The sequence below is a fragment of the Enterobacter sp. SES19 genome (genome assembly GCF_011765665.1).
Taxonomy (GTDB): domain Bacteria; phylum Pseudomonadota; class Gammaproteobacteria; order Enterobacterales; family Enterobacteriaceae; genus Enterobacter; species Enterobacter pseudoroggenkampii.
Genome location: NZ_CP050320.1, coordinates 1441140 through 1466773, shown reverse-complemented (window position 1 = coordinate 1466773; position 25634 = coordinate 1441140). Strand labels below are relative to the sequence as shown.

Here is a 25634-nt window from a genome sequence, read left to right as displayed (position 1 = left end):
TTTATCTCTGGAGCACGCATAGTTTGATGATTAGCATTAACTTAACAACAACAAAATCGCGCCTTTATCTCTGTTCGCAAACGGTGTGGTCACTGGCGAACCAGAGTAAGAAGGTCGATCAAATTGTTGTGTGGGTCTCCAGTACACCTTATCTCAGTGACGAAGGCATCACTGAGGAGCCGGAGTGGGCGCAGAAAATTCGCCAGACGGGCACCAACCTGGTTTTTAAATGGGTTAAGAACACCGGCCCTTATCGGAAATTGTTTCCGGCGCTGCAAGCAGCAACCGAAGACGATATTCTGATTTATGCCGATGATGACGCAATCTATAACGAAATTTGGGCAGAAACACTGCTGGATGATTTTTATCGCCACAATCAAAAATATGTGGTTGCCGCGCGGGTGCGTGAAACAGTAAAGAAGAAGAAAGAACTTCTTGATACCTATCGTAATTTCCCGCTTATCACCGTGCCAAAAGTCGTTGAGCAGAACTATATCATCACCGGTCTTGGTGGCGTTGTGCTCAAGAAAAATATGATCCCGGAATATTTCCATTATAACGAAGATTTTATTACGGTTTGTCCTCGCGCGGATGATATTTGGATCAGCAAACTGATTCAGCTAACCAAAACACCTGTCTATGTTTCTGCACAAAGCATTCGTTTTGTTCATGAAATAATCCATGACTATGGATTATCGCGCGAGAATACCAGCAAAATAAAACGTTCCTGGTTTCAAAAAATCCGTTTTACATTTAAGCCTGGTCAAATACAGCATCTGTGTCAGAACGATCTTTACATAAAAGACACGGACAGCTATTTCGAGTCGTGTGCCTGAAAGACTGATTACCCGTTATTCACGATCACGATCCCGCCGTGGTCGTAGCGATAGTGGCAGTGGGCATACTCCAGCGGCGTGCCATCTTCCAGATAAATCACCTGCTCCACCTCCAGCACCGGATCGGTTTCCTCGCAGACCAGATGCTCTCTGTCCAGCGCGCTGGGCTTAAGCGCCCGCACCACCCGGTACGACCCCATAATTTTCAGCCCCAGCGTTTCCTGAACGTACTGGAACACTGAAGCTTCAAGATGGTTTTTCGTCAGGCCCGGGACCAGATTCATCGGCATCACCGTGGAATCCAGCGACATCGGTTCACCGTTCAGCAAACGGAGTCGAATAAAGTCATAGATCGGCGCATCGGCGTTAATCATCAGCGACGCCTGCTCTTTTTCGTTCGGGAAGCGCAGCTCGAAATGCACCACCTGGCTCGTGACCGTGCCCAGATGTGCCCAGGTTTTGGTCGCGCCAAAGTAGTCGCTGCCGGAGAGATCCCACTGCGAGAGCTGGAGGAAGTTTTTGCGGATGAACGTGCCCTGGCCCTGACGGGTATAGACCAGACCTTCGACGATCAGCTGGCGCATCGCCTGCTGAATGGTCATCCGGCTGGAGCTGAACTCCGCCGCCAGCGCAAACTGGTCCGGCAGGGGTTCGTTGGCGGCGTACTGCTGGCTGATAATGCGTTTCTTAATTTCCCGCGCTATGGTGATGTACTTCGCCGCCATCGTCCTTCCTTTCTGTTAGTTTTCTATCCCGCTGTTTTTCAACGCCACTCGCTCGGCAATTTTGAGGAAAGGCAGGTAGAAGAATACACCAAATACGATGATTGCCAACTGCACCACCACCGCCCGCCAGTCCCCCGCCGTGGCCAGCCAGGCGCTCAGGATCGGCGGCGTGGTCCACGGGATCATCACCACGCAGCGCGACATTAACCCCAGCGTGGTACAGAGCCAGGCGAAATAGATGCCGATGGCGGGTAGCAGCACAAACGGGATCATCAGCGGCAGGTTAAACACGATCGGCAGGCCAAAAATCACCGGCTCGTTGATATTAAACAGGCCCGGTGCCAGCGAGAGACGCGCCACCTGCTTCGCCGACTGCTGGCGCGAGAAGATAAATATCGCAATCAGTAGCGAGATCGTGCTGCCCGTGCCGCCTACCATGCCGAACGTCGGCACGAAGATATTGTTGATGATGTGCGGAATGGGCTGACCGTTGGCGAAGGCCAGCATGTTTTCGTTGGTATTGATCAGCAGGAACGGCTCCAGCACCACGCTGTTGACCACCGACTGATGAATACCGAGCGTGAACAAGAAGTTGCCGAAGCTGTAGATGAAAATCGTCCCCGGCAGGCTGGTGTTGATCAGCCGCAGCGGCTGCTGGATAAAGGTCGTAATGAGATGGATCAGATCCGTATGCAGCACGTTTGCCAGCACCGCCGCCAGCACCGCGAACAGGGAGAGCGTGAGGATGGTCGGGATCAGCGCGGTAAAAGATTTGCTCACGGCCGGAGGCACGTTTTCCCCCAGCGAAATATGCAGCGCCTTCAGGCGCGAAATAGCGATAAACACTTCCGTTGAGAGCAGCCCAATCAGCACCCCGGCGAAAATCCCGGTGGAGCCGATATTGGCGAACGTCAGCACCTGGGTGACTTTCACCGTGGTATCGCTGCCGACGGGCATAATCTGCAATCGCATCGGCATCATGATGATGAAGCTGCTGACGGCGATAACCACTGCCGAGACCGGATTGTCGAAATCTTTGTTGCGCGCCAGCGACCAAGCAATCATCGGCGCCAGCAGCAGCGCGGCAATGTTCAGCGTGCCGTTGATAATCGCCTCGCCCCACACTTTGAAGTGTGCCAGCGTATCGCCGTGAAAAATCCACGGAAACACCACGTTGTTCACCAGCACCACCAGACCGGCGAGGATGAAAATCGGCATCACCGTGGCGAAGGCGTCGCGCAGGGAGCGCAGGTGCACCTGGTTTGCCAGGCGCGCCGAAAACTCGACAAATTTATCGACAAAGGACTGCATGTGCGGTGTGATTTTTGTTTCAGACATAGCGGAGTGTTCCCATCAATCAGTCACAAAAACGGCCCGGCAGCGTACGGCTTACATCTCGCGTCCGTTGGTATGGATAACCTGTTTTAACCACGCGTAGCTCTTCTTCGGCACGCGCTTCAGGTCTTTCAGGTCGTGGTTTTCCCGGTTGACATAGACCACGCCGTAGCGCTTACGCATGTCGCCCTGGGAGCTGAGAATGTCGATCAATCCCCAGCCGAGGTAGCCAATGACCTCTGCCCCGTCCTCGAACATCGCCGCTTTCATGGCCTCGATGTGCGCCCGGTGATAGTCGATGCGGTAGGTGTCCTCAATCGGGTTCACGCCGTCCCATGACTCAATCACCCCAATGCCGTTCTCGATCGGGAACACCGGCAGGCGCCAGTCGTTGGCGTAGCGGGTGATGATGGTGCGGAAGCCCAGCGGATCGATCTGCCAGTTCCACTCGGTGGCCTTCAGGTACGGGTTATTTTTCTCGCCGTGCAGCAGGTAATAGTTCACCGGCGTGCCTTCCGGAATCGCATCGCTGTCCAGCGTTTTGCTGGCGTAATAGCTGAAGGCCATATAGTCGTTCTTTGTACGAGCGAACAGCGCCAGGTCCTCGGCGCGGTAGATATCACCAAAGCCCTCCTGTTCCACCACCGCCATCACCGCCGGGCTGTAGCCTTGCCCTGCGAAGACGCGCAGCAGGTTCTGGTTGAGAAACTCGTCATACTGCTGGGCGCAGAAGATATTGCGCGGTTTGCAGGTAGCCGGGTAGATCAGCTGGTGCGCCAGCATGCCGCCCATCAGCTGGCCCGGTTTAGTCTGGTGCAGGTATTCGGTCAGCGCCATGTGTGCCACCATGGTGTGATGCTGCAGCTCATACAGCTCGCGCAGGGTTTTCTCGCCTTTCATATAGCCGGAAATACGGAACGCTTCTGGCATATGGAAGATGTTCTGCTCGTTGAAGGTCAGCCAGTACTTCACGCGGTCGCCATAACAGTCGATCATCTTTTTGCCATAGCGGATAAAGGCGTCCATTACGTGGCGGTCGTTGAAGCCGTTGTACTCCTGCGCCAGCGCCAGCGGCATATCGAAATGGTACAGGCAGATCATCGGCTCGATGCCGCGGGCGATCAGATCGTCAATAAAGCGGTCGTAAAATGCGATGCCTTCGTCGTTGAACGGGCCGTCACCCTGCGGGCAGACGCGGCTCCATGAGATCTGGAAGCGGTAGCAGTTCATGCCCAGATCCTGCATCAGGTCAAAATCTTCCCGGTAGCGGTGGTAGGAGTCGGTCGCCACTTTCCAGTCGGAGACGTTCTCCCCGGCTTCACGAATGTCGTATACCGACATGCCTTTCCCGCCCTCGTTCCAGGCCCCTTCCGTCTGCATGCTGGACACCGAGTTGCCCCACAAAAAGTTGGTCGGCAGTGAATTGATCATGGTCTCTCCCTATATGACTAGTCATTTAAAATTTCATGACTAGTCATATAGGCGAAGATGAAAGGTCGATCAAAGAGGAGGATCGTTTTTTGTGAGCAAGGCGGGAAAAAAAGCCCCGGTAAGCGATGCACTCCCGGGGCAAGAAGGGTTATTGCTGCGCTAGCTGATTGCGGCGATATTCACCCTGCCGCTCCAGCATCCAGCCCGGATATTCCCGCGGCAGCGCGCTGACCGCATCCAGCTGTTTGAGCTCGTCTTCGCTGAGACGGATCCCGGTGGCGGCAATGTTGTCGTCCAGCTGTTCAACGCGTTTCGCGCCAATGATGACGCTGGTCACCGCTTTCTGATGCAGCAGCCACGCCAGCGCGATTTGCGCGACGGAGACGCCCTTGCTTTCGGCGATAGTGCGCATCACGTCCACGCAGTCGAAGGCGCGCTCTTTATTCACCGGCGGGAAGTCAAACTCCAGACGACGACCACCGGCTTCGCTCTGCCCATCGCGGCCATATTTTCCGCTCAGCAGACCGCCCGCCAGCGGGCTCCAGACCATCAGCCCGACGCCTTCGCTCTGCATCATTGGCACCAGCTCACGCTCAAGATCGCGTCCGGCGATGGTGTAATACGCCTGCAGTGATGCGAAACGCGCCAGCCCGAGACGCTCGGAAATACCCAGCGCTTTGGCAATCTGCCACGCCGCCCAGTTCGAGACGCCGATATAGCGCACGTGGCCGTGCTGCACCAGGTTATCCAGCGCATACAGCGTCTCCTCAATCGGCGTGGCCGGGTCGAAACCGTGAAGCTGATAGAGATCGATATGATCGAGCTGCAGGCGGCGCAGGCTCTCCTTCACGCTGCTGATGATGTGATAGCGCGAGCTACCGCGCGAGTTCACCCCGGCGGTGCCCGTTTCGCCGAACACCTTGGTGGCAACCACCACATTTTCGCGCGGGACGTTGAGGTTTTTCAGCGCCTGCCCGAGGATCGTCTCTGAGCGCCCTTCCGAATAGACGTCAGCGGTATCGATGAAGTTAATGCCCGCATCCAGCGCGCGGCCCACCAGCTGCTCGGCTTCGTTTTGCTTAAGCTGGCCAATCTTGCCCCACATGCCGTCTTCACCACCGAAGGTCATGGTGCCGAGGCACAGTTCAGAAACAAACAGTCCGGTGTTGCCCAGTTTTTGATAACGCATAAGATAATCCTCGCATGTCGTTTAAGGGGTACCCGATAGTTATACCCGCCCCTCAGCGATCGCGAATGTGGCGTTCCTGTCCGTTTCTTGCCCAATCCTCTGAATATTTATCCGCGCGGGGCGTCGCCAAAGACGCTGTAGTCCGGTAATTGCACCTGCTGATACGGCTCCCAGCCGCCGCCGAGCGCCTTGTAGAGCGCCACCAGATCGAGCGCGCTCTGCACCTGCGCCTGCGCGCGCTGCTGCTGAGCCTGCGCCAGCTGTCGCTGGGCGTCCAGCACGTCGATAAAGCTGGCGATCCCCTGGCGGTAGCTGTCGCTTGCCAGGTCAAACGCGTTTTGCAGCGCATCGATCGTTTTCGCCAGCCCCGCTTCACGCTGCTGGTCGGTGCGATAGCTCACCAGCGCGTTTTCGACATCGCCAAGCGCGGTGAGCACCGTCTGACGATAGTCCAGCACCGCCGCCCCCTGCTGCGCGCGCGCCACCTTCACGCTGGAAACCAGTCGACCGCCCTGGAAGATGGGAATGGAGACCTGCGGGCCAAAGCTGTAGAAGTGGCTGCTCCAGTCGGTCAGCCAGTTAGTTTCGCTGTTGCGCAGGCCAAACTGCCCGGAAAGCGTAAAGCTCGGGAACAGCTCCGCCACCGAGACGCCTATTTGCGCCGTCGCGGCGTGGAGGTTCGCCTCCGCTTCGCGCACGTCCGGACGGCGTCGCGCCAGCGTCGACGGAATGCCTGTTTGCACAATATCCGGCAGGTCAGGCATCGGCTGCACGCTTTGTAATTCCGCATCCAGCGCCCCCGGCGGCTTGCCGAGCAGGATCGCCAGGCCGTTCATCGCCTGCCGCTCCTGCGCCTGATATTGCGGAAGCTGTGCTTCAAGGTTGCCTAACTGCGCCCGGGCGTTTTCCACATCCATTTGCGGCGACAGCCCGCCGCGCTGGCGGCTTTCGGTCAGATCCAGCGTCTGCTGCGCGCTTTTAATCTGGGTGTTCAGCGTGGCGATAATGCTCTGCGCCCCGCGAAGCTGGAGCCACGCGCGCGCCACTTCGGCTTCCAGCGACACCAGCGCGTCGTTACGCTGTTCGATAGCCGCTTTCTGCTGCGCTTCGGCGGCTTCCACCTGACGGCGCACCTTGCCCCACAGGTCGATTTCCCACCGGGCGTCGAAGCTGCCCTGGTAGAGGTTGATCGGCTGCGTCAGCGACCCCAGCGCGCCTTTCAGAGCGGGATCGATGCTATCCACCTGGTCGTAAACGCCGTGAGATTTTAGCTCTCCTTCCAGCCCAAGCTGCTGGCGCGTCGCCTGCAGATTGCCGTTCACCGACGGATAAAACGCCCCGCCCGCCTGGTTAATCTGTTCACGCGCTCCCGCGATGCGCAGCACCGTTTGCTGCAGCGTCAGGTTCCCGACGATGGCGCGTTCAACCAGGCTGTCGAGCTGCGGCGAGCCGAAGGTCTTCCACCAGCGCGGGTTGGTCGCGGCGGAGGTCGTTTGCGATTTTACCGAGCCGTCGCCCTTATCGTTCCAGTGCGTGACGGAAGGTGGCGCGGGCTGCTGGTAGTCCGGCCCGACGGCGCAGCCTGCCAGCAGCATCATTATCATCAGGGGGTGTAAACGTCTGTGTATCATCAATGTGCTCCAGCACTCCCCTCGCTCTTAACCGGCGAGAGCAACAAACAAAACGGAATCAGTAACAAGGCCACCGCGCTCAGAATGGTGAAGACGTCGATGTAGGCCAGGAAGCGCGACTGCTCAATCATCGTCTGGTACATACGCCCGGTGGCGATGCCGGTGGGATCGCCCACCTGGGTGGTGAAGTTCTGGATCGCCTGCGCGCTTTCGCGTATCGCCTGCTGAAACTGCTCGTTAAACGGCGAGGCGTGGTACGCAAGGTGCGCGCTGTGCGCCTGCGAGCGCTCGGTAATCGCCGCCGTCGACAGCGAGATCCCGACCGAGCCCGCCACGTTGCGGAACATGGTGAACAGCGCCGCCGCATCGGCGTTCAGCCGCCTTGGTATCGAGATAAAGGCAATGGTAGTCAGCGGCACAAACAGGAACCCCAGCCCCAGCGACTGGGCGCTGCGGAACAACACCAAGGTTTCGAAGTCGATATCCGGGGTCAGCGTGCGCGACCAGAAGAACGACACCGCCAGGCAGGTAAAGCCAAAGGCGATAATCCAGCGCGTCTGCACCACCGGCATCAGCTTCAGCACCAGCGGAATGGTCAGCACAATCAGTACCGCTCCGGGCGACAGCACCAGCCCGGACCAGGTGGCGGTATAGCCCAGGTCCTGTTGCGCCAGCTGCGGGATCACCACCGAGCTGCCGTACAAAATCATCGCCATCCCCGCCATCAGCAGGCTGGAGATGGCAAAGTTGCGGTCCTTCATACAGTGCAGATCCACCACCGGTTTTCTGGCATACATCAGCCAGTAAATCGCACCAATGATGCCGATCAGCGTTAATACCGCGAAAGTGCGGGTAAAGTTCGAGTTAAACCAGTCTTCGTCTTCTCCCCGGTCGAGCATCACCTGCAGACAGCCCAGCCCCAGGGCGATCAGGCCGATCCCCGTCCAGTCGATGGTCAGCTTCTCTTTAGACTTGCTCTCCCACGGCGGATCTTCCAGCAGCTGGTAGATCGCCAGCACCGTGACAATCCCCACCGGGATGTTGATAAAGAACACCCAGCGCCAGGAGTAGTTGTCGGTGATCCAGCCCCCCAGCGTCGGACCGAGGACCGGCGCAACGATAATCGCGATGGACGAGAGCCCAAAGGCTTTGCCCCTGTCTTCGGGCTTGAAGTAGTCGAGCAGCACCGACTGCTGCGTGGGCTGCAGCCCGCCGCCAAAGAAGCCCTGCATCACGCGGAACAGGATGATCTGCCACAGCTCGGTGGCGATCCCGCACAGGAATGAGCAGACGGTGAACATGACGATGCAGATCAGGAAGAACTGCTTGCGGCCAAACACCCGGCTCAGAAACGCCGAGATGGGCAGCACGATGCCGTTCGCGACCAGATAGCTGGTTAACACCCAGGTGGATTCGTCATAGCTGGACGAGAGCGAACCCGCCACGTGGGGCAGCGCCACGTTGACGATGGTGGTGTCCAGAATTTCCATAAACACCGCCAGGGTGACGACAATCGCCACCGCCCACGGATTGCTGGCTGGCTTCCAGCTGTCGTGGCTGTGGTCCGTCATTCCACCGTCACCTTCGGCGCAACCGACAGCCCCAGCGGCAGCGGTTTGTTCGGATCGAGCCCCTTATCAATCACGATTTTCACCGGCACGCGCTGCACAATTTTGACGAAGTTACCGGTGGCATTTTCTGCCGGGAAGGCGGAGAAGCGCGAGCCGCTGCCCTGCTGGATGCTGTCAACGTGGCCCTCGAGCGCCATATCCGGCCACGCGTCGACGGACACGGTGACCTTATCGCCGGGCTTCATGCGCTCAAGCTGGGACTCTTTGAAGTTCGCCACCACCCACACGTTCGGCGAAACCAGGGAGAACAGCGCCGTTCCCGCCTGCACCAGCGTGCCGGGCTGAACGTTGCGTTTTGTGACAAACCCGTCGAACGGGGCGCGGACTTCGGTGTAAGAGAGGTTCAGATTGGCCGTTTCCAGCTGCGCTTTCGCCTGATCGACCTGACGCTCGCGCGCTTCAACGTTGGTTTCCTGCTGGCGGATTTGCAGCTGTACCTGTTCCGCTACTTCCAGCTGCGCCTGGGCGCTGGCCAGCCCCGCCTGCGCGCTGCGCAGCTGAGCGTTCGCGGAATCAATACTTTGCTGGGTGGTTGCCCGAGGGTCGACGCCGCGCTGGCGACGGTACTCCGCCTGCGCGTTCGCCAGATCGGCCTGCGCCTTCAGCACCTGCGCTTTGGCTTCGTCACGCTGGGCGGGATACTGCACTTTTGAGAGCGCCAGCTGTGCCTGAGCCTGATGCAGCTGCGCGATAGCCAGCCCAAGCTGGGCCTGGGCCTGATCGCGCTGGGCGGTGGTATCACGCGGATCGATGACCACCAGCAGATCGCCCTTTTTCACGCGCTGGTTATCAAGCACGCGCAGCTCGGTGACGTAGCCCGCCGTTTTGGGGGCAATCGTCACCACGTCGCCGTCGGTAAAGGCGTCGTCGGTCGTCTCTTCGTTACGGGTTAAAAACCACCAGACCAGCGCCACGACGACCATCACCACCACGACAATGCCGAGGATAATTAACGGTTTCTTGCCCGGGCGCTTACGCGCATTATTGTTTTTGTCCTGCTCGTCTGCAGGGGGAGTTTGATCTTCAGCCATAGGTCAGCAACGGTCCTGTCAGTGAGCGGCATCACACTATGCCGTTCACTAAAGCTAGGACGTTGCTATACGTTTGCCAGGAAAAACTGACAAATTGCGCACTATATGAGAAGGAATAGTCCGAAACCGATCGCCGCGGCCCAAACCAGCATCGGAATCGACCAGACGTGGAAACGCCACCAGATACGACGGTCGTTGGCCATACGCAGGGCAATCAGGTTGGCCAGCGAGCCGGGCAGCAGGCCAAACCCGCCAATGTTAACGGCCCAGGCCAGGAGCGTATCCGGCGGAACGTAGTTGAGCAGCAGAATGGTGGAAGGCACGTTGCTGATAAACTGCGACAGGCCAATCGCCGTTAGCCACAATCCCGGCTGAGACAGCGTGCTGACGCTGTGCAGAACGTTTTGCAGCACCGGAAGCTGGATAAGGAGATGCACATCAATAAACATCGCCATAAAGACCAGCAGCAGCGTCCAGTCCACGCTCACCAGCACACGCCGCGCCAGGACGACAAAGCCCGCGGCGACCAGCAGGACGCCCGCCACTTCATACTTCAGCTCCAGCGCGAACAGAAAGACGATGTATAACCCGAGGCAGCTCCACACCAGACGCGGCTGCCACTGCGGGCCCGTTGTGCCACTGTGGTACTGCAGTTTTTTATCCGGGAAGGCAAACCAGCAGACCGCCAGCAGGGACAGCATCATCACCAGCGCCAGCGGGGCCATCTGCCAGGTAAAGGCGGCAAACGACAGGCCGGAACGGCCCCAGAGCAGGATATTTTGCGGGTTGCCGATAGGCGTCAACAGAGAACCGGCGTTTACGGCGAGCGCTTCAAAGATAATCAGACGACTGACCGGAATTTCACAGAGCTTACGCAGCGTGAGCGTGAGCGGCACGATGATAAATAGCGCCACATCGTTGGTCAGAAACGTCGACAGCACCGCGGCGGAGAACACCATAAACAGGGACAGCCTGCGTTCGGTGGCAAACCGGCGCACCATTTTACGTCCCAGAACGTCAAAATAGCCGCTCAGCTCGACCCCTTTGGTGAGCATCATCAGGCCGCTCAGGGTAATGATGGTGCGCCAGTCAATCGCGGCGGGCCAGGCGTGTGGGGCAAAAGGCACAAAGAGGCTTAACGCTGCGCCAATAATTAATAAGAGATGGAAGAAACGATCGCGTGCCAGGGCCTGCAGTCCAGGGATTTTCATTCAGCGGAGGGACCATATTTAAGCGTAAATTCACGAAATTTCACCAGCGTCTCTTCGCTAACGTGGTGTTCCATTCCTTCCGCATCCCGGCGGGCAATCTCCGGGCTGACGCCCAGCACCAGTAAAAAATTCTCGACAAGCTGATGGCGCTCGCGGCTCTCCTGCGCGAGTTTCTCCCCTTCCGGCGTCAGAAAAACACCGCGCCAGGGGATCATTTCAATTAAGCCCACGGAGGCCAGGCGTTTTAACATTTTAGCGACAGTTGGCTGTGAAACCCCCAGCCTGGCGGCCATATCGACCTGCCGCGCTTCACCAACCTCACGGATCAGATCGGAAATGAGTTCAACATAATCATCAATCAGTTCACGCCGGTGCGCTTCACGGACCTGGCGAAAACCTTCGACATGTTCTTCAACATTCACCAGTTGCGTCGTTTTCCTCATTGTCGGATGACCTGCGCGACGGTTCATTGTACTTCCTCAGTGGGGTGACGCTTCCAGCGCCCGGTTTCGAGAGCGCACATTGTAAACCATAGCTCCGCAAGCACAAAAAATTAACGAAATAGCCATAGCTATACAATATAGCCTGTGCTATATCTGTATGTAATGCAGTCACCTTTCACGGATCGAAGGGATCAAAACTCAGGAGGTCTTATGAACGAATTCAAGAGGTGCATGACCGTGTTTACCCACTCTCCTTTTAAAGTGCGCTTAATGCTGTTGAACATGCTGTGCGATATGTTTAACAACAAACCGCATCAGGACGACAAATCTTCCCACTAAGCGGCGTTGCGGTACGCCGCTTCATTTTCCCGTCACAATCTCGCTCTAAACTGGCTTCCAGCCGCCTTATTCCCGATCTTTTTTACGGATTTGCAATCCCCTTCGCAAAACATCTGCTTAGCAACTGTTGATATTATTTAGCGCTCGCACTATCTTCTTGCAGCCCTGCACAATTTGCGGCTCGCTGAAGCGGACCCTCATTCCCTCTCCACGCACTGTCAGGCAGGTTATGACCCTTGACGCCAGGGTGAGCACATGGCGTTTTCATCCATGATAGTGACCTATGAATGTAACCCTGATAGATACCGTTGTGACCCGCAGCCGGGCCTTAAGCCCGTGGACGGGTTTTTACTTTTTGCAGTCATTACTGATTAACTTTGCGCTGGGTTATCCCTTTAGTCTGCTTTACGCGGTGGCGTTCACCTGCGTTCTGCATTTGCTGTGGCGATCCGCACCGCGCGTGCAAAAAGCGTTAATCGGCATCTGTTCGCTGGTTGCTGCACTCTATTTCCCGTTTGGTCAGGCTTACGGCGCGCCAAACTTTAATACCCTGCTGGCGCTGCACTCGACCAATATGGAAGAGTCAACGGAGATCCTGACGATCTTCCCGTGGTACAGCTACGTGGTCGGGATCTTTATCTTCGCGCTGGGCGTTATCGCCATCCGCCGTCAGTCGGGCGAGAAAAAATCCTGGGGTAAGATCGAAATACTCTGTCTGGTGTTCAGCATTGCCGTGGCCTTTGTCGCTCCCATCCAGAATATTCCCTGGGACGGTAAACTAAGGCTCAGCAATATCGGTTATCCGGTTTTCCGCTTCGTGAAAGACGTCGTTGTAAACAATAAAGAGGTTCTCGACGAACAGGCGCGCATGGCTGAGCTTTCCAATATGAAAGACACCTGGAACGTGCTGGCCGTTAAGCCGAAATATCACACCTATGTGGTGGTGATTGGCGAAAGCGCGCGTCGCGATGCGATGGGAGCGTTTGGCGGTCACTGGGATAACACACCGTTTGCCAGCTCAGTCAAAGGCACGCTGTTTACCGATTATGTCGCGGCCAGCGGCTCGACGCAGAAATCGCTCGGCCTGACCCTTAACCGGGTGGTGGATGGCAAACCGCAGTATCAGGATAATTTCGTCACCCTGGCAAACCGTGCGGGTTTTCAGACGTGGTGGTTCTCTAATCAGGGGCAAATTGGCGAATACGATACGGCCATCGCCAGTATCGCCAAACGCGCTGACGAAGTGCAGTTCCTGAAAAATGGCGACTTCGAAGCCGACAAAAACACCAAAGACGAAGCGCTGTTGAAAATGACGGCACAGGTCTTCGCCACCCCGCGCACCCAGCCTCAGCTGATCGTCCTGCACCTGATGGGGTCGCACCCGCAGGCCTGCGATCGGACCGGTGGGAAGTACGCGGAGTTTGTGCAGTCCAAAGAGACGTCCTGCTATCTCTACACCATGACGCAAACCGACGACCTGCTGAGCAAGCTGTACGATCAGCTACGCAATACGGGCGACAGCTTCTCCATGGTCTATTTCTCGGATCACGGGCTGGCGTTTAAAGAGCGTGGTAAAGAGGTGCAGTACCTGGCGCACGATGACAAGTTCCAGCAGAACTTCCAGGTGCCGTTTATGGTGCTGTCGAGTGACGATAAAACGCATCGCGTTATTAAAGCGCGTCGTTCGGCAAATGATTTCCTGCAGTTCTTCTCGCAGTGGACCGGGATTAAGGCCGAGCAGATAAAAAATGCTTACCCGTTTGTCTCTAACAAGAAAGCTTCCCCAGTGTACGTTACCAACTTCAAGTTACAGAAAGTTGACTACAACCATCTGGGTACGGATATTTTTGATATTAAGAATAAGTAATTGCCGTCTCGTGCGGACCGATGCCCTCACCCTGGCCCTCTCCCACGGGGAGAGGGAACAAACACTAAAAACGGCAACCTAAGGTTGCCGTTTTGCTTTTCACTTCGACAAAAAAATCCGCCACATTGGGCGGATTTTTTATTTAATCACCGAAGTGATTAGAAGCGGTAACCTACGCCAGCGATCCAGGTGCCAACGTCAACGTTGCGGATACGGCTCTGCTCATAGGAGAAGTCCAGAGCAACGTCCTGGATTGGGTTGAACTGCAGGCCTGCGCCATAGGAGAAGCCATAGTCGCTGTTGCTTGCAGTGCGGTTCAGACCCTGGTTTTCGGTCTGCTGGAATTTACCGTAGCCAACACCTACAACACCGTAGATGCTCGCCCAGTCATTCAGACGGTAAGCCGGGCCCGCGGTGATACCGTAGTACTGGCCTTTGTTGTATGCGCCGTTTTCAGAACGATCTTTCTCGGTGTAGGTGAAAGAACCGATCACGCCCAGTGGGTTGTTATCCTGCTCGTAACGATACTTCAGGTTGAAACCGTTAGCTTTGTTCATCACGCCCTGATAGTCGCTCTGAGCGTAACCACCAGTAACAGTAGAAGTAGCAGCTACAGCGGTACCTGCGGAAACAGCCAGTACAGCGGCCAGTGCTGAAAGACATGCAATTTTTTTCATAACCACCTCAAATGTGATCCAAGTAAGTCCGTAAGTTTTAAATATATCAAAAAAATTTGCGAAACTCTTTGTGATTCGTGATGTCTAATGAAACCTTTCCTGTAACAGAACGTTTCCAGCGTCAGCTATCTCTTTCAAATCACATGCAATTTTCACTAGTAAATGCGCATAGTGCGCGTCTGCGCAGTTACATTCATCCAGATTATTCCTAATCTGACAGGCGATAAATCCACCAGCGCTTAACCATTTTACGGATTTGACGTGGTTTTTTTTCAACAGCGCCTCAACCGTAGCCGCATATTTCCTTTACACTGCAACTTTTACCTCATTTGACATAAGCTGACAGGAGAAAGGATGCCTGGGTTATCCCGCACGTCGTCGGTCTGGTTGCCGGTCGCAGTCATACTTATTGCCATGTTGTCCATTCAAAGCGGTGCTTCGCTTGCAAAATCGCTTTTTCCGCTGGTTGGTGCGCCTGGGGTAACTGCCCTGCGTATCGTGCTGGGCACGGCGATACTGGTGGTTATTTTCAAACCCTGGCGTCTGCGATTCAAAAAGGAGCAGCGTTTACCGCTGCTGTTTTATGGACTCTCCCTGGGGGCAATGAACTACCTGTTCTACCTCTCTATTCAGACGATACCCCTGGGGATCGCCGTCGCGCTGGAGTTTACCGGCCCGCTGGCGGTGGCGCTTTTCTCCTCGCGACGTCCGGTCGATTTCATCTGGGTCGTGTTAGCCGTACTGGGGTTGTGGTTCCTGCTGCCGCTGGGCAAGAGTGTTTCTGAGATTGATCTGACGGGCGCAGCGCTGGCGCTGGGTGCAGGCGCCTGCTGGGCCGTCTATATACTTACGGGTCAGCGTGCAGGAGAAGAGCACGGTCCGGCGACCGTCGCGTTGGGGTCACTGATCGCTGCTATCGTCTTTGTACCCATCGGCATGGCGCAGGCGACCGAATCTATCTGGCAATGGTCCGTCATGCCCATCGGGCTGGCGGTCGCGATCCTCTCTACCGCACTTCCCTATTCTCTGGAGATGATTGCCCTGACGCGTCTGCCGACGCGCATATTTGGCACCCTGATGAGCATGGAACCTGCGCTAGCCGCCATTTCCGGGATGGTGTTTCTCGGCGAAACCCTGACATTGACCCAGACGCTGGCGCTCTGCTCGATTATCGCGGCATCAATGGGCTCGACGCTCACCATGCGCCCTGAACCTAAAGTGGAGAAAGTGGATATCCGCTAAGCCCATATATTCTGCATGGCTTCCACGCCATGCAGAATAAAGGCCAGAAAGACTGTCGTTATAATTTTTTACACACTTCACCCTATTTTCAAAATATCCCTCTGGGTTTACATTCCCAGCCAGTAATTAAGATTGATCTGTATCAATTTTAAAATTTCAGATTAATTTCAATGAGTTAAATTCTCAACCTCCTTCTCGCTATTAAACCGATAGGCATATCCAAACCGCAGGGAAAAAATCCGGTGCTATACTTAGTTCCGTAATTACCTGGGACATAAACATCAAGAGGATATGAGATTATGAGTACCGCTAAACTGGTGAAAACGAAAGCGTCTAATCTGCTTTATACCCGTAACGATGTATCGGACAGCGACAAAAAAGCAACCATTGAGTTGCTGAATCGCCAGGTGATCCAGTTCATCGATCTTTCGCTGATCACCAAACAGGCCCACTGGAATATGCGCGGTGCAAACTTTATTGCCGTTCATGAAATGCTGGATGGCTTCCGCACAGCACTGGTGACCCACCTCGATACGATGGCTGAACGTGCCGTTCAGCTAGGCGGCGTGGCGCTGGGTACCACGCAGGTGATCAACAGCAAAACGCCACTGAAGAGTTATCCGCTGGATATCCATACCGTTCAGGATCACCTGAAAGAGCTGGCGGACCGCTACGCGATTGTGGCAAACGATGTGCGCAAAGCGATTGGCGAAGCCAAAGACGAAGATACCGCTGACATTTTCACCGCCGCGTCCCGCGACCTGGATCAATTCCTGTGGTTTATCGAATCTAACATCGAATAATTCATACGAATTTTCTATCAAACCCTCGCCCTCCGGTGAGGGTTTTGCACATCTATGGTGCACAGTTTTTGTCTGCACACCTGCAAAAGTGAACGAAATGTAATAATCACCTCACACAACCGTTAACGGAAGATTGTTTTTTCGTCATAATTTACGCTAAATATCTCCCCGTCAGTTGAGCCAAACGAAGCGCACCAAAACAGTGCTCCACTTTGGTGCAATAAAACCTCATTGCCCCATTTAATGTGCAATGTATGACATCATCCCCTTTGCAAAACAATAGCTTGTAAAGTTGGCACGATTTTTTCATTGTGCCACCTGTTCTCGCAGGGGATCGCCCCGTGGATATAAAAGGAAATGCTATGAAGTCTGTATTAAAAGTTTCACTGGCTGCACTTACCCTGGCTTTTACGGTGTCCTCTCAGGCTGCCGACAAACTGGTTGTGGCGACCGACACGGCGTTCGTTCCGTTTGAATTCAAACAGGGTGATAAATACGTTGGTTTTGATGTGGATCTGTGGGCCGCAGTCGCAAAAGAACTCAAACTGGATTACACCCTGAAGCCGATGGACTTCAGCGGCATCATCCCGGCACTGCAAACCAAGAACGTTGATCTGGCGCTGGCGGGCATCACCATTACCGATGAACGTAAAAAAGCGATCGACTTCTCTGACGGCTACTACAAAAGCGGCCTGCTGGTGATGGTCAAAGCCGATAATAACGACGTAAAAAGCGTGAAAGATCTCGACGGCAAAGTGGTGGCAGTGAAGAGCGGCACCGGTTCGGTTGATTACGCGAAAGCAAATATCAAAACCAAAGACCTGCGTCAGTTCCCGAACATCGACAACGCGTACATGGAACTCGGCACCAACCGTGCTGACGCGGTTCTGCACGACACGCCGAACATCCTGTACTTCATCAAAACAGCCGGTAACGGTAAGTTCAAAGCGGTTGGCGAGTCTCTGGAAGCCCAGCAGTACGGTATCGCGTTCCCGAAAGGCAGCGACGACCTGCGCACGAAAGTTAACGGCGCGCTGAAAACGCTGAAAGAGAACGGCACCTATAACGAAATCTACAAAAAATGGTTCGGTACCGAGCCTAAATAATAAGACGTAACAATGACGTTCACTCGGGGGCGACCTTTCGCCCCTGCTATTTTTGAAACACGGTAACAGTAACAGGAAATTATCATGCAGTTTGACTGGAGCGCCATCTGGCCTGCCATTCCTATCTTGCTTGAAGGCGCTAAAATGACCCTGTGGATTTCGGTCCTGGGTCTGGTTGGTGGGTTGATTATCGGTCTTGTCGCCGGTTTCGCTCGCACCTACGGCGGCTGGATTGCAAACCACATCGCACTGGTTTTCATCGAAGTGATCCGCGGCACCCCAATTGTCGTACAGGTCATGTTCATCTACTTCGCCCTGCCAATGGCGTTCACCGACCTGCGCATCGATCCGTTCAGCGCAGCCGTCGTCACCATTATGATCAACTCAGGCGCTTACATTGCGGAAATCACCCGCGGTGCGGTGCTGTCGATTCATAAAGGTTTCAGTGAAGCCGGTCTGGCGCTAGGTCTTTCTCGTCGCGAAACGATCCGCCACGTTATTCTGCCGCTGGCGCTGCGTCGCATGCTGCCACCGCTCGGTAACCAGTGGATCATCAGCATTAAAGATACGTCGCTGTTCATTGTTATCGGCGTGGCCGAGCTGACCCGTCAGGGTCAGGAGATCATTGCTGGCAACTTCCGCGCGCTGGAAATCTGGAGTGCGGTAGCCGTTGTCTACCTGATCATTACTCTGGTTCTGAGCTTCGTTCTGCGTCGTCTTGAAAGAAGGATGAAAATCCTGTGATTGAATTTAAAAACGTTTCCAAGCACTTTGGCCCAACCCAGGTGCTGCACAATATTGATCTGAACATTAAACAGGGTGAAGTGGTGGTGATTATTGGGCCATCCGGCTCCGGTAAATCCACCCTGCTGCGCTGCATCAACAAGCTGGAAGAGATCACCAGCGGCGATCTTATCGTCGACGGTCTGAAGGTGAACGACCCGAAAGTGGATGACCGTCTGATTCGTCAGGAAGCGGGCATGGTGTTCCAGCAGTTCTACCTGTTCCCGCACCTGACGGCGCTGGAGAACGTGATGTTTGGCCCCCTGCGCGTGCGCGGCGCCAACAAAGCGGCGGCAGAAGCGCTGGCCAAAGATCTGCTGGCGAAAGTCGGCCTGGCTGAACGCGCGCACCACTACCCTTCTGAGCTGTCCGGTGGTCAACAGCAGCGCGTGGCGATTGCCCGCGCGCTGGCGGTCAAACCGAAAATGATGCTGTTTGATGAGCCTACGTCCGCACTCGACCCCGAGCTGCGCCACGAGGTGCTGAAGGTCATGCAGGATCTGGCAGAAGAAGGGATGACGATGGTGATCGTGACCCACGAAATCGGCTTCGCTGAAAAAGTGGCGTCCCGCCTGATCTTTATTGATAAAGGCCGTATCGCGGAAGACGGTAACCCGCAGGAATTAATTTCGAACCCGCCGAGCCCGCGTCTGCAGGAGTTCCTGCAGCACGTCTCCTGATCCATCGCTTTACGCTAAAGCCGGGCTTGCCCGGCTTTTTTACGCCAGATTGTTCCCAAAAATCCCCCTCCGCGTCCCGACTTCTATACTTATCATTTTGTTCGACATTTTCACCGGAGGACGCCGTGCCGTGGATCCTGTTGCTGTTGATTAGCCTGTTTAGTGCGCCATCGTTCGCCGTCGCGATCCCCGGCGTGACCACCGGAACAACCGCCAGCCAGCAAAATACGCCGCCACCGGAACCCGATGTCGAACAGAAAAAAGCCGCCTACAGCGCCCTCGCCGACGTCCTTGAGAACGACACCTCCCGGCAGGAACTTATTGGTCAGCTGCGGAAAGTGGCCGCCACGCCGCCGCAGGAGCCGGTGCCTGTCATCACCCCTCCCCAGGTGGAGGAACAAAAAACGGTACTGGAAAATGTCACCGACGTGAGCCGGCACTATGGGGAAGCGCTCTCCTCGCGCTTTGCTCAGCTCTACCGCAACCTGATTGGCTCGCCGCATAAGCCGTTTAACCCACAAACGTTTACCGCCGCCGCCACGCAGTTCCTGATGCTGGCCGGCGCAGTATTTCTTTTTTACTGGCTGGTGCGCCTGTGCGCGTGGCCGCTCTACCGCAAAATGGGGCAATGGGGACGCAGAAAGAATCAGCAGAAAAGCAGCTGGCTGCACCTGCCGTTGATGATAGCCTCAGCGTTTATCATCGATTTACTGCTGCTTGCGTTGACGCTGTTTTTAGGTCAGATGTTGGCCGACAGGCTGAACGCGGACAACAAAACCATCGCCTTCCAGCAGTCGCTTTTCCTGAACGCCTTTGCCCTGATTGAGTTCTTCAAGGCGCTGCTGCGGTTACTCTTTTGCCCGCACGTACCGGCGCTGCGTCCTTTCGCCATCCGGGATGCGAGCGCGAAGTACTGGGCGCTGCGTCTGAGCGTGCTCAGCGGGCTGATTGGCTACGGTCTGCTGGTTGCCGTGCCGATCATCTCCAACCAGGTGAACGTCCAGTTCGGGGCGCTGGCAAACGTCATTATCATGATCTGCATTACCGTCTGGTCGCTGTATCTGATCTTCCACAATAAAAAAACCATTACCCAAAGCCTGCTGAATCTGGCCGATCGCTCCCTTTCGTTCTTTAGCCTGTTTATCCGCGCTTTCGCCCTGGTGTGGCACTGGCTGGCAAGCGCCTACTTCATCGTACTGTGCTTCTTCTCGCTGTTCGACCCGGGCAATAGCCTGAAATTCATGATGGGGGCGACGTTCAAAAGCCTGGCCATTATCGGTATCGCGGCGTTTGTGTCGGGGCTGCTGTCGCGCTGGATCTCGAAAACCATCACCCTGTCGCCGCAGGTACAGCGTAATTACCCGGAGCTGCAAAAACGGGTGAACGGCTGGATGTCCGTATCGCTCAAAGTGGCGCGCATTCTCACCGTCTGCGTGGCGATTATGCTGCTCCTGAATGCGTGGAGCCTGTTTGATTTCTGGAACTGGCTGCACAACGGTGCGGGTGAAAAAACGGTCGACATCCTGATTCGCATCGCGCTGATTTTGTTCTTCTCTGCCGTCGGCTGGACGCTGCTGGCGAGCCTCATCGAGAACCGTCTGGTGTCGGATATTCACGGCCGCCCCCTGCCCAGCGCGCGGGCAAGAACGCTGTTAACCCTGTTCCGCAACGCGCTGGCGGTGATTATCAGCACCATCACCATCATGATTGTGCTGTCGGAAATCGGGGTGAATATCGCCCCGCTGCTGGCCGGTGCCGGTGCCCTGGGGCTGGCGATCTCCTTCGGGTCGCAAACGCTGGTGAAGGATATTATTACCGGCATCTTTATCCAGTTTGAGAACGGGATGAACACGGGCGATCTGGTGACCATCGGACCGTTAACCGGCACCGTGGAGAGGATGTCCATCCGCTCGGTGGGCGTGCGCCAGGACACCGGGGCGTACCACATCATTCCCTGGTCTTCGATCACCACCTTCGCCAACTTTGTGCGCGGCATTGGTTCAGTTGTAGCGAACTACGATGTGGATCGCCACGAGGATGCCGATAAAGCGAAGCAGGCGCTGCGCGATGCGGTAGAAGAGCTGATGCAGATGGAGGATATTCGCGGGCTGGTGATTGGCGAGCCGTCATTCGCCGGCATCGTCGGGCTGACGAACACGGCGTTTACCCTGCGCGTGTCGTTCACCACCCAGCCGCTGAAGCAGTGGACGGTGCGCTTTGCGCTCGACAGCATGGTGAAAAAACACTTCGATCTGGCGAACGTGCGGATGCCGGTCCAGACCTATCAGGTACTACCGCCGCCCGCAGCGCCGCTTCCACCGCAGGAGCCGACGCTGTAGCCCGGTTGCCGGGTGGCGGCTTCGCCTTACCCGGCCTGCGACGGAGTGCTATTTGCGACGTTTGTTATTGTCCATAAACGTCCAGGCGATAAAGCGGCTTTGCTTCTGGCCCTGCGCCATCTCTTTTTTCACCACTTTTACGGCGCCCGCTTCGGTCAGCGCGCGGTAGAGTGGCGGCAGGTTATCTCCGCGGGAAACCAGCGTTGTGAACCACTTCACCTGACGGCCAAACTGTTTGCTTTCCGCAATCATGCGCAGGATAAACGCCACTTCGCCCCCTTCACACCAGAGCTCCTGCTGCTGACCGCCGAAGTTCAGCGCGGCGTCTTCAGCCTGACCAAGATTGCGGCGCTTGCGCTCGCTGCCCGCGCGGGCCGATGCCGCCGAATCATGGAACGGCGGATTGCACATCGTGGCGTCATAGCTTTCGTTTTTGTGAATAATGCCGTTGAAGATCGACGCCGCCTCTTTCTGACGACGCAGGCGAATGGCGCGGCTCAATCCCGGGTTAGCGCTGATAATTGCCTGGGCGCTGGCAAAAGCCTCGTCACCGATTTCGCTTCCGGTAAAGCGCCAGTGGTATTCATGCGCGCCGATCAGCGGGTAAATCAGATTCGCCCCGGTGCCAATATCCAGAATGGTGGCCTGCGGTGGAACAACGCCCTCATTACCTTCGGCAAGAAGGTCGGCAAGGTGATGCACGTAATCCGCGCGGCCCGGCACAGGTGGACAGAGAAAGCCTTCCGGAATATCCCAGTGAGCCACACCGTAAAAATGCGCCAGTAGAGCTTTGTTCAACATTTTAACCGCCTGCGGGTCAGCAAAGTTGACCGAGGGCTCTCCCGCTGGGGTCTGAACCAGGTAGTCCTGCAGCGGAGGGCAGCTCAGGCATAACGCATTCATGTCGTAGCGGCTGCGGTGGCGATTTCGCGGGTGCAATCCCGGCTTTTGGGCAGTCATGGCATTCTCCTTTAAACAGCGGCGTAAGATACCCTTTGCTGGCCCAACGGTAAATCTTTCTCTGCGTCGCGCAAAAAACCGCCGTAAATCAAACACCTTTATGTCTATGATCTGTCAGCGAATTGTCAATTTATATCGTTCAAAAAATAAGCAGATCATCATCAAATATTTGCGCTAAGTCACACTCATCAGGCTTCTAAACTTAAAGGGAATCACCTGCTGTTTCCTCATGAGGATGTGATTATGAAAAAGTATCTGACCCTTGCTATTATCGCTGGCGTCCTGGCAACCGCTTCATTCTCTGCCATGGCCGTTCAGTCACTGACCCAGAGTACCGACACCAGCCAGCTCCGTCCTGCAGGCACCGTTTCAGTTAGCCGTGCCAGCAACCTTGACGATCTCCAGGCTAAACTTGCCGAAAAAGCCCGTCAGGAAGGTGCAAAAGGATTCGAGATTAATTCCGCCAGCGGCGATAACCATATGTTTGGCACCGCGACCATTTACAAGTAATCCCACTACACTCCAACACACTGCATCTGCCGCACAGATGCAGTTCTCTTTTTCCTTCGCCTTGATTGTTCATTTTTTAACCCCATAGTAAACGTATGGCTTAAACCGATTTCAGGAGGACGCTATGGCTTCCGGCTGGGCAAATGACGACGCTGTTAACCAACAGATCAACAGTACTATTGAAGATGCGGTTGCGCGCGCCCGCGGTGAAATTCCGCGCGGCGAAAGCTTAACGGAATGCGAAGAATGCGGAGAACCCATTCCGGAGGCGCGCCGGAAAGCCATCCCCGGCGTAAGGCTTTGCATCTCCTGTCAGCAGCATAAAGATTCAAAAAACTCATCATATTCGGGATATAATCGCAGAGGTTCGAAAGACAGCCAGTTACGTTGACTTTCCTTTACCTAAGTTAACCCCGCAGGCCCATACCTTTACGCTCACGATTTTTAACGAACCGCGTGGCAAAATGTGCCCTTCATTTCGCTTCTGTAAAGCGCATTAAAAAGAAGTGTAAATCGCCAGTTTGAATTTATTAATATTCAATAAGTTATTTGTCATTCAGTTTTTTTGAGCAACCACGTCAATTCTCTTCGATTTTATCCCTCGCAAAAAAACGTGATACTCATCACATCGACGGAACATCGTCTCCTTAACAGAAACACCTGCGAGAGATTAATTATGAAAACCATCAAATATGCTGTAGCTGCTGTTGCCCTGTCCGCTCTGTCCTTCGGCGCTTTCGCCGTAGAGCCAGTCTCTTCAACTCAGGCACAGAACATGAACAAAGTCGGTGTGGTGAGTGCTGATGGCGCGACCACGCTGGACGGTCTGGAAGCCAAACTGGCTGAGAAAGCCGCTGCTGCCGGTGCAAGCGGATACACCATTACCTCCGCTAACGGCAATAACAAGCTGAGCGGTACCGCGGTTATCTACAAATAATCGCCTGAACGAATGCTGTCCCCTCGCCAAACCCTCTGGTGAGCTGCTCCAACCCTCATTGACCCTGTTGTTTGTTACCCTTGCTTGCCCGTCCGCCACTGGACGGGCTTTTTTTTTAGTTAAAAAGACTGCGCCACGCGTGCCAGCCCGGCTTCTACCGTGTCCACTTCACCGGTTGCCAGCAAACAGCAGGCCATCTGCAGCTTGATCGAATGCGGAACAGGAACTTTTCCGGCAAGGCACTGCTCAATCCAGTGGGCTGTAGTATGGGGATCTTTTGCCTCAGGCAATATCACACCGCTATTTTCCTCCCCGCGTTCCAGAATGGTGCGCGTACCTGCAGAATCAATCAGCATCACCTGCGGGCAACGCTGTGGGTTCGCATAAACCTCACCTTCCGTGCCGTGCATCAGTAACGCCCTTCCACCAATAGCCGCAAAGAACTGACCCACACGCGCCACGTATTCCGGGTGCGAGACGCTGGAAAGACGAAGGGCGGCATCTTCGCCAAACGGTGTGGCCAGCTTCGCCAGCGTGTGCGCGCTGTTGCGCACGCCCATGCGCCAGCGCATATCGAGCTGCTTTTCAAGCGGCGGGCAAAGTGTGCCAACCGGGATATAAACGGGCTGATGGCCATCCAGCTTCGCCTGCGCCTGACCGGCATGACGCGTTGGCTCGATGCCCAGCATCCCGAAAATGGTTTCCGTCAGTACGCGAGTGGGGTCTTCACTCACCCCGTGCACCACCACCGGGAACCCCAGCTTGTGTAATAAAATAGCAAGAAGCGGGGTTAAATTTGCCTGCTTGCGCGCGCCGTTGTAGCTCGGGATTACGATCGGCATGGGCTTTGCCACAGGCGGCGCTAAGCGCAGCGTTTGCGCCTGCATGGCTTCATAGAACCCGCGCATCTCCGCCTCACCCTCTCCTTTGATACGCAGCGCGATCAGAATGCCCCCCATTTCCAGGTCGGGGACGTCGCCCTCAAGCATGCGGGTGTAAAGTGCACGCGCGGTTTCATGGTCCAGATCGCGGGCATGATTTTTCCCACGCCCTACCTCTTTGATAATTTTGCGGTAATCCACGACTTTTCTCCTGACAGCATCATCTTGTTAACAATATAGCCCTGATGATTGCCCGGCCGTTAGTGTTTTATCCCCTAACCCAATGCTCTGTTTTAATGAAAAAAAATATATACAAGCAATTTTTCAATTATTTGTGATTTCTGCAGAAGATTCTTAGACATGTATTTTTTGATTAAATAACCAGCGGAAAGTCTTCCAGGGTCAACGGTGAAAACGTCCAGGCAACGTTCGCACCAGTCACATATCAGGATTCACTATGAACAAGGTTGCTTTAGGTTTATTCATCGCCGCAGCGGTGGGATGTTCTGCATCCGCATTTGCGGCAACAAACGGTGAAGGGCAGATCAATTTCACCGGGGAAATTATTGATTCAGCGTGTCAGGTGGTTAATGGGTTAAGTAACCCGTTAAACGTTCAGTTAGGCAAAGTCTCTAAAACGGTATTTACCGGGGCAGGCTCTACCAGCACGTTAACGAAGTTCGATATTCAGTTAAAAGACTGTCCGGAAACCGTTACCTCTGCAGCGATTAACTTCGGCGGAACGCCGGATGCGAATAACAACGCAACGCTGGCATTAACGCCCGATGTGGATGCGGCAACGGGTGTCGCTATTCAGCTGGTTGACGCTTCTGAGCAGCCGGTGAGTCTGTACACCCCTTCTCAGCAATATCCGTTAGCCTCCGGTACAGCAGTTAACGACCTGATATTCGGCGCGCGTTATATTCAAACCGGGGCCGCGATTACCGCAGGGCCGGCTAACTCCGTTTCGACCTTCACCGTTATCTATAACTGATATTATCAATCCTGAGATATTAACGCGGTTATACGCGTTAATATCTCTCATCT

General features: G+C 55.2%; 25 protein-coding genes. 13 read left to right on the top strand and 12 right to left on the bottom strand.

Annotated features, from left to right (window positions below; all coding sequences use genetic code 11):
* The first annotated feature begins 26 nt into the window (after positions 1 to 26).
* Complete coding sequence (locus GXP72_RS06910; protein WP_157188808.1) at positions 27 to 836, top strand: glycosyltransferase; 810 nt, start codon at positions 27 to 29, stop codon at positions 834 to 836.
* Between the two features lie 8 nt (positions 837 to 844).
* Here the strand turns inward: GXP72_RS06910 and GXP72_RS06905 are convergent, their stop codons facing one another.
* The 9 genes from GXP72_RS06905 to mntR all read right to left on the bottom strand — a co-directional run bounded on the left by GXP72_RS06905 (position 845) and on the right by mntR (position 11490).
* The gene (locus GXP72_RS06905) at positions 845 to 1561 is read right to left on the bottom strand and encodes a GntR family transcriptional regulator (protein ID WP_024908700.1); all 717 of its coding nucleotides are present in this window, start codon (positions 1559 to 1561) and stop codon (positions 845 to 847) included.
* A 15-nt stretch (positions 1562 to 1576) separates the two neighbouring features.
* Positions 1577 to 2899 carry a PTS transporter subunit EIIC gene (locus GXP72_RS06900; RefSeq protein WP_208763645.1) on the bottom strand — a complete coding sequence of 441 codons (1323 nt, stop codon included), beginning with the start codon at positions 2897 to 2899 and terminating at the stop codon, positions 1577 to 1579.
* Between the two features lie 51 nt (positions 2900 to 2950).
* Positions 2951 to 4327 (bottom strand): glycoside hydrolase family 1 protein, encoded by a 1377-nt coding sequence (locus tag GXP72_RS06895; protein ID WP_208763644.1) that lies wholly within the window; start codon positions 4325 to 4327, stop codon positions 2951 to 2953.
* 148 nt (positions 4328 to 4475) lie between these two features.
* Positions 4476 to 5516 carry an aldo/keto reductase gene (locus GXP72_RS06890; protein WP_208763643.1) on the bottom strand — a complete coding sequence of 347 codons (1041 nt, stop codon included), beginning with the start codon at positions 5514 to 5516 and terminating at the stop codon, positions 4476 to 4478.
* Positions 5517 to 5623: 107 nt separating this feature from the next.
* Complete coding sequence (locus tag GXP72_RS06885) at positions 5624 to 7147, bottom strand: efflux transporter outer membrane subunit (RefSeq protein WP_208763642.1); 1524 nt, start codon at positions 7145 to 7147, stop codon at positions 5624 to 5626.
* Positions 7147 to 8718: a DHA2 family efflux MFS transporter permease subunit gene (locus GXP72_RS06880; RefSeq protein ID WP_032649392.1), complete on the bottom strand. Its 1572-nt coding sequence runs from the start codon at positions 8716 to 8718 to the stop codon at positions 7147 to 7149. Before GXP72_RS06880 ends, GXP72_RS06885 begins: the two co-directional genes overlap by 1 nt.
* Complete coding sequence (locus GXP72_RS06875) at positions 8715 to 9809, bottom strand: HlyD family secretion protein (protein ID WP_208763641.1); 1095 nt, start codon at positions 9807 to 9809, stop codon at positions 8715 to 8717. Before GXP72_RS06875 ends, GXP72_RS06880 begins: the two co-directional genes overlap by 4 nt.
* Before the next feature lie 101 nt (positions 9810 to 9910).
* A complete protein-coding gene (locus GXP72_RS06870; protein ID WP_157188804.1) occupies positions 9911 to 11020 on the bottom strand; it encodes an anion transporter in 1110 nt (369 codons plus the stop codon).
* Positions 11017 to 11490 carry a manganese-binding transcriptional regulator MntR gene (mntR, locus tag GXP72_RS06865; protein ID WP_023310887.1) on the bottom strand — a complete coding sequence of 158 codons (474 nt, stop codon included), beginning with the start codon at positions 11488 to 11490 and terminating at the stop codon, positions 11017 to 11019. Before mntR ends, GXP72_RS06870 begins: the two co-directional genes overlap by 4 nt.
* Positions 11491 to 11673: 183 nt before the next feature.
* On the opposite strand from mntR, the gene mntS reads away from it, so the two are divergent.
* A complete protein-coding gene (gene mntS, locus GXP72_RS06860) occupies positions 11674 to 11802 on the top strand; it encodes a manganase accumulation protein MntS (protein WP_032645368.1) in 129 nt (42 codons plus the stop codon).
* Positions 11803 to 12085: 283 nt separating this feature from the next.
* A complete protein-coding gene (locus tag GXP72_RS06855; protein ID WP_024908708.1) occupies positions 12086 to 13669 on the top strand; it encodes a phosphoethanolamine transferase in 1584 nt (527 codons plus the stop codon).
* A gap of 158 nt (positions 13670 to 13827) precedes the next feature.
* Here the strand turns inward: GXP72_RS06855 and ompX are convergent, their stop codons facing one another.
* On the bottom strand, positions 13828 to 14346 hold the full coding sequence (ompX, locus tag GXP72_RS06850) for an outer membrane protein OmpX (RefSeq protein ID WP_024908709.1): 519 nt from the start codon (positions 14344 to 14346) through the stop codon (positions 13828 to 13830).
* A 354-nt stretch (positions 14347 to 14700) separates the two neighbouring features.
* Here ompX and rhtA point away from each other — a divergent pair, with 354 nt between their 5' ends.
* From rhtA to ybiO, 6 genes are all read left to right on the top strand, one after another.
* Positions 14701 to 15588, top strand: a complete 888-nt coding sequence (gene rhtA / locus GXP72_RS06845; protein WP_024908710.1) for a threonine/homoserine exporter RhtA — start codon at positions 14701 to 14703, stop codon at positions 15586 to 15588.
* 299 nt (positions 15589 to 15887) lie between these two features.
* Complete coding sequence (gene dps, locus GXP72_RS06840; protein ID WP_010428924.1) at positions 15888 to 16391, top strand: DNA starvation/stationary phase protection protein Dps; 504 nt, start codon at positions 15888 to 15890, stop codon at positions 16389 to 16391.
* Between the two features lie 362 nt (positions 16392 to 16753).
* Positions 16754 to 17497, top strand: coding sequence for a glutamine ABC transporter substrate-binding protein GlnH (glnH, locus tag GXP72_RS06835; protein WP_090417658.1), 744 nt, complete (start codon positions 16754 to 16756; stop codon positions 17495 to 17497).
* 84 nt (positions 17498 to 17581) lie between these two features.
* Positions 17582 to 18241 (top strand): glutamine ABC transporter permease GlnP, encoded by a 660-nt coding sequence (glnP, locus tag GXP72_RS06830; protein ID WP_014169254.1) that lies wholly within the window; start codon positions 17582 to 17584, stop codon positions 18239 to 18241.
* The gene (glnQ, locus tag GXP72_RS06825; protein WP_090417660.1) at positions 18238 to 18960 is read left to right on the top strand and encodes a glutamine ABC transporter ATP-binding protein GlnQ; all 723 of its coding nucleotides are present in this window, start codon (positions 18238 to 18240) and stop codon (positions 18958 to 18960) included. The genes glnP and glnQ overlap by 4 nt, the downstream gene beginning before the upstream one ends.
* Positions 18961 to 19085: 125 nt before the next feature.
* The gene (gene ybiO / locus GXP72_RS06820; protein ID WP_090417661.1) at positions 19086 to 21299 is read left to right on the top strand and encodes a mechanosensitive channel protein; all 2214 of its coding nucleotides are present in this window, start codon (positions 19086 to 19088) and stop codon (positions 21297 to 21299) included.
* 48 nt (positions 21300 to 21347) lie between these two features.
* Here ybiO and rlmF read toward each other — a convergent pair whose 3' ends face one another.
* Positions 21348 to 22259 (bottom strand): 23S rRNA (adenine(1618)-N(6))-methyltransferase RlmF, encoded by a 912-nt coding sequence (gene rlmF / locus GXP72_RS06815; protein ID WP_175557787.1) that lies wholly within the window; start codon positions 22257 to 22259, stop codon positions 21348 to 21350.
* Between the two features lie 243 nt (positions 22260 to 22502).
* Between rlmF and mcbA the strand changes: the two genes are divergently transcribed.
* The 3 genes from mcbA (at position 22503) to ybiJ (ending at position 23706) form a co-directional block, all read left to right on the top strand.
* A complete protein-coding gene (gene mcbA, locus GXP72_RS06810; protein ID WP_024908715.1) occupies positions 22503 to 22769 on the top strand; it encodes a DUF1471 family periplasmic protein McbA in 267 nt (88 codons plus the stop codon).
* A 124-nt stretch (positions 22770 to 22893) separates the two neighbouring features.
* Entirely contained in the window at positions 22894 to 23160 is a 267-nt protein-coding gene (locus GXP72_RS06805; protein ID WP_090417667.1) for a DksA/TraR family C4-type zinc finger protein, read from the top strand.
* A gap of 285 nt (positions 23161 to 23445) precedes the next feature.
* Entirely contained in the window at positions 23446 to 23706 is a 261-nt protein-coding gene (gene ybiJ / locus GXP72_RS06800) for a DUF1471 family protein YbiJ (RefSeq protein ID WP_023310874.1), read from the top strand.
* 119 nt (positions 23707 to 23825) lie between these two features.
* On the opposite strand, the gene ybiB is transcribed toward ybiJ, so the two are convergent.
* Positions 23826 to 24788 (bottom strand): DNA-binding protein YbiB, encoded by a 963-nt coding sequence (gene ybiB / locus GXP72_RS06795; protein ID WP_090417668.1) that lies wholly within the window; start codon positions 24786 to 24788, stop codon positions 23826 to 23828.
* 256 nt (positions 24789 to 25044) lie between these two features.
* On the opposite strand from ybiB, the gene GXP72_RS06790 reads away from it, so the two are divergent.
* Positions 25045 to 25581 carry a fimbrial protein gene (locus GXP72_RS06790; protein WP_024908718.1) on the top strand — a complete coding sequence of 179 codons (537 nt, stop codon included), beginning with the start codon at positions 25045 to 25047 and terminating at the stop codon, positions 25579 to 25581.
* Positions 25582 to 25634 lie beyond the last annotated feature (53 nt).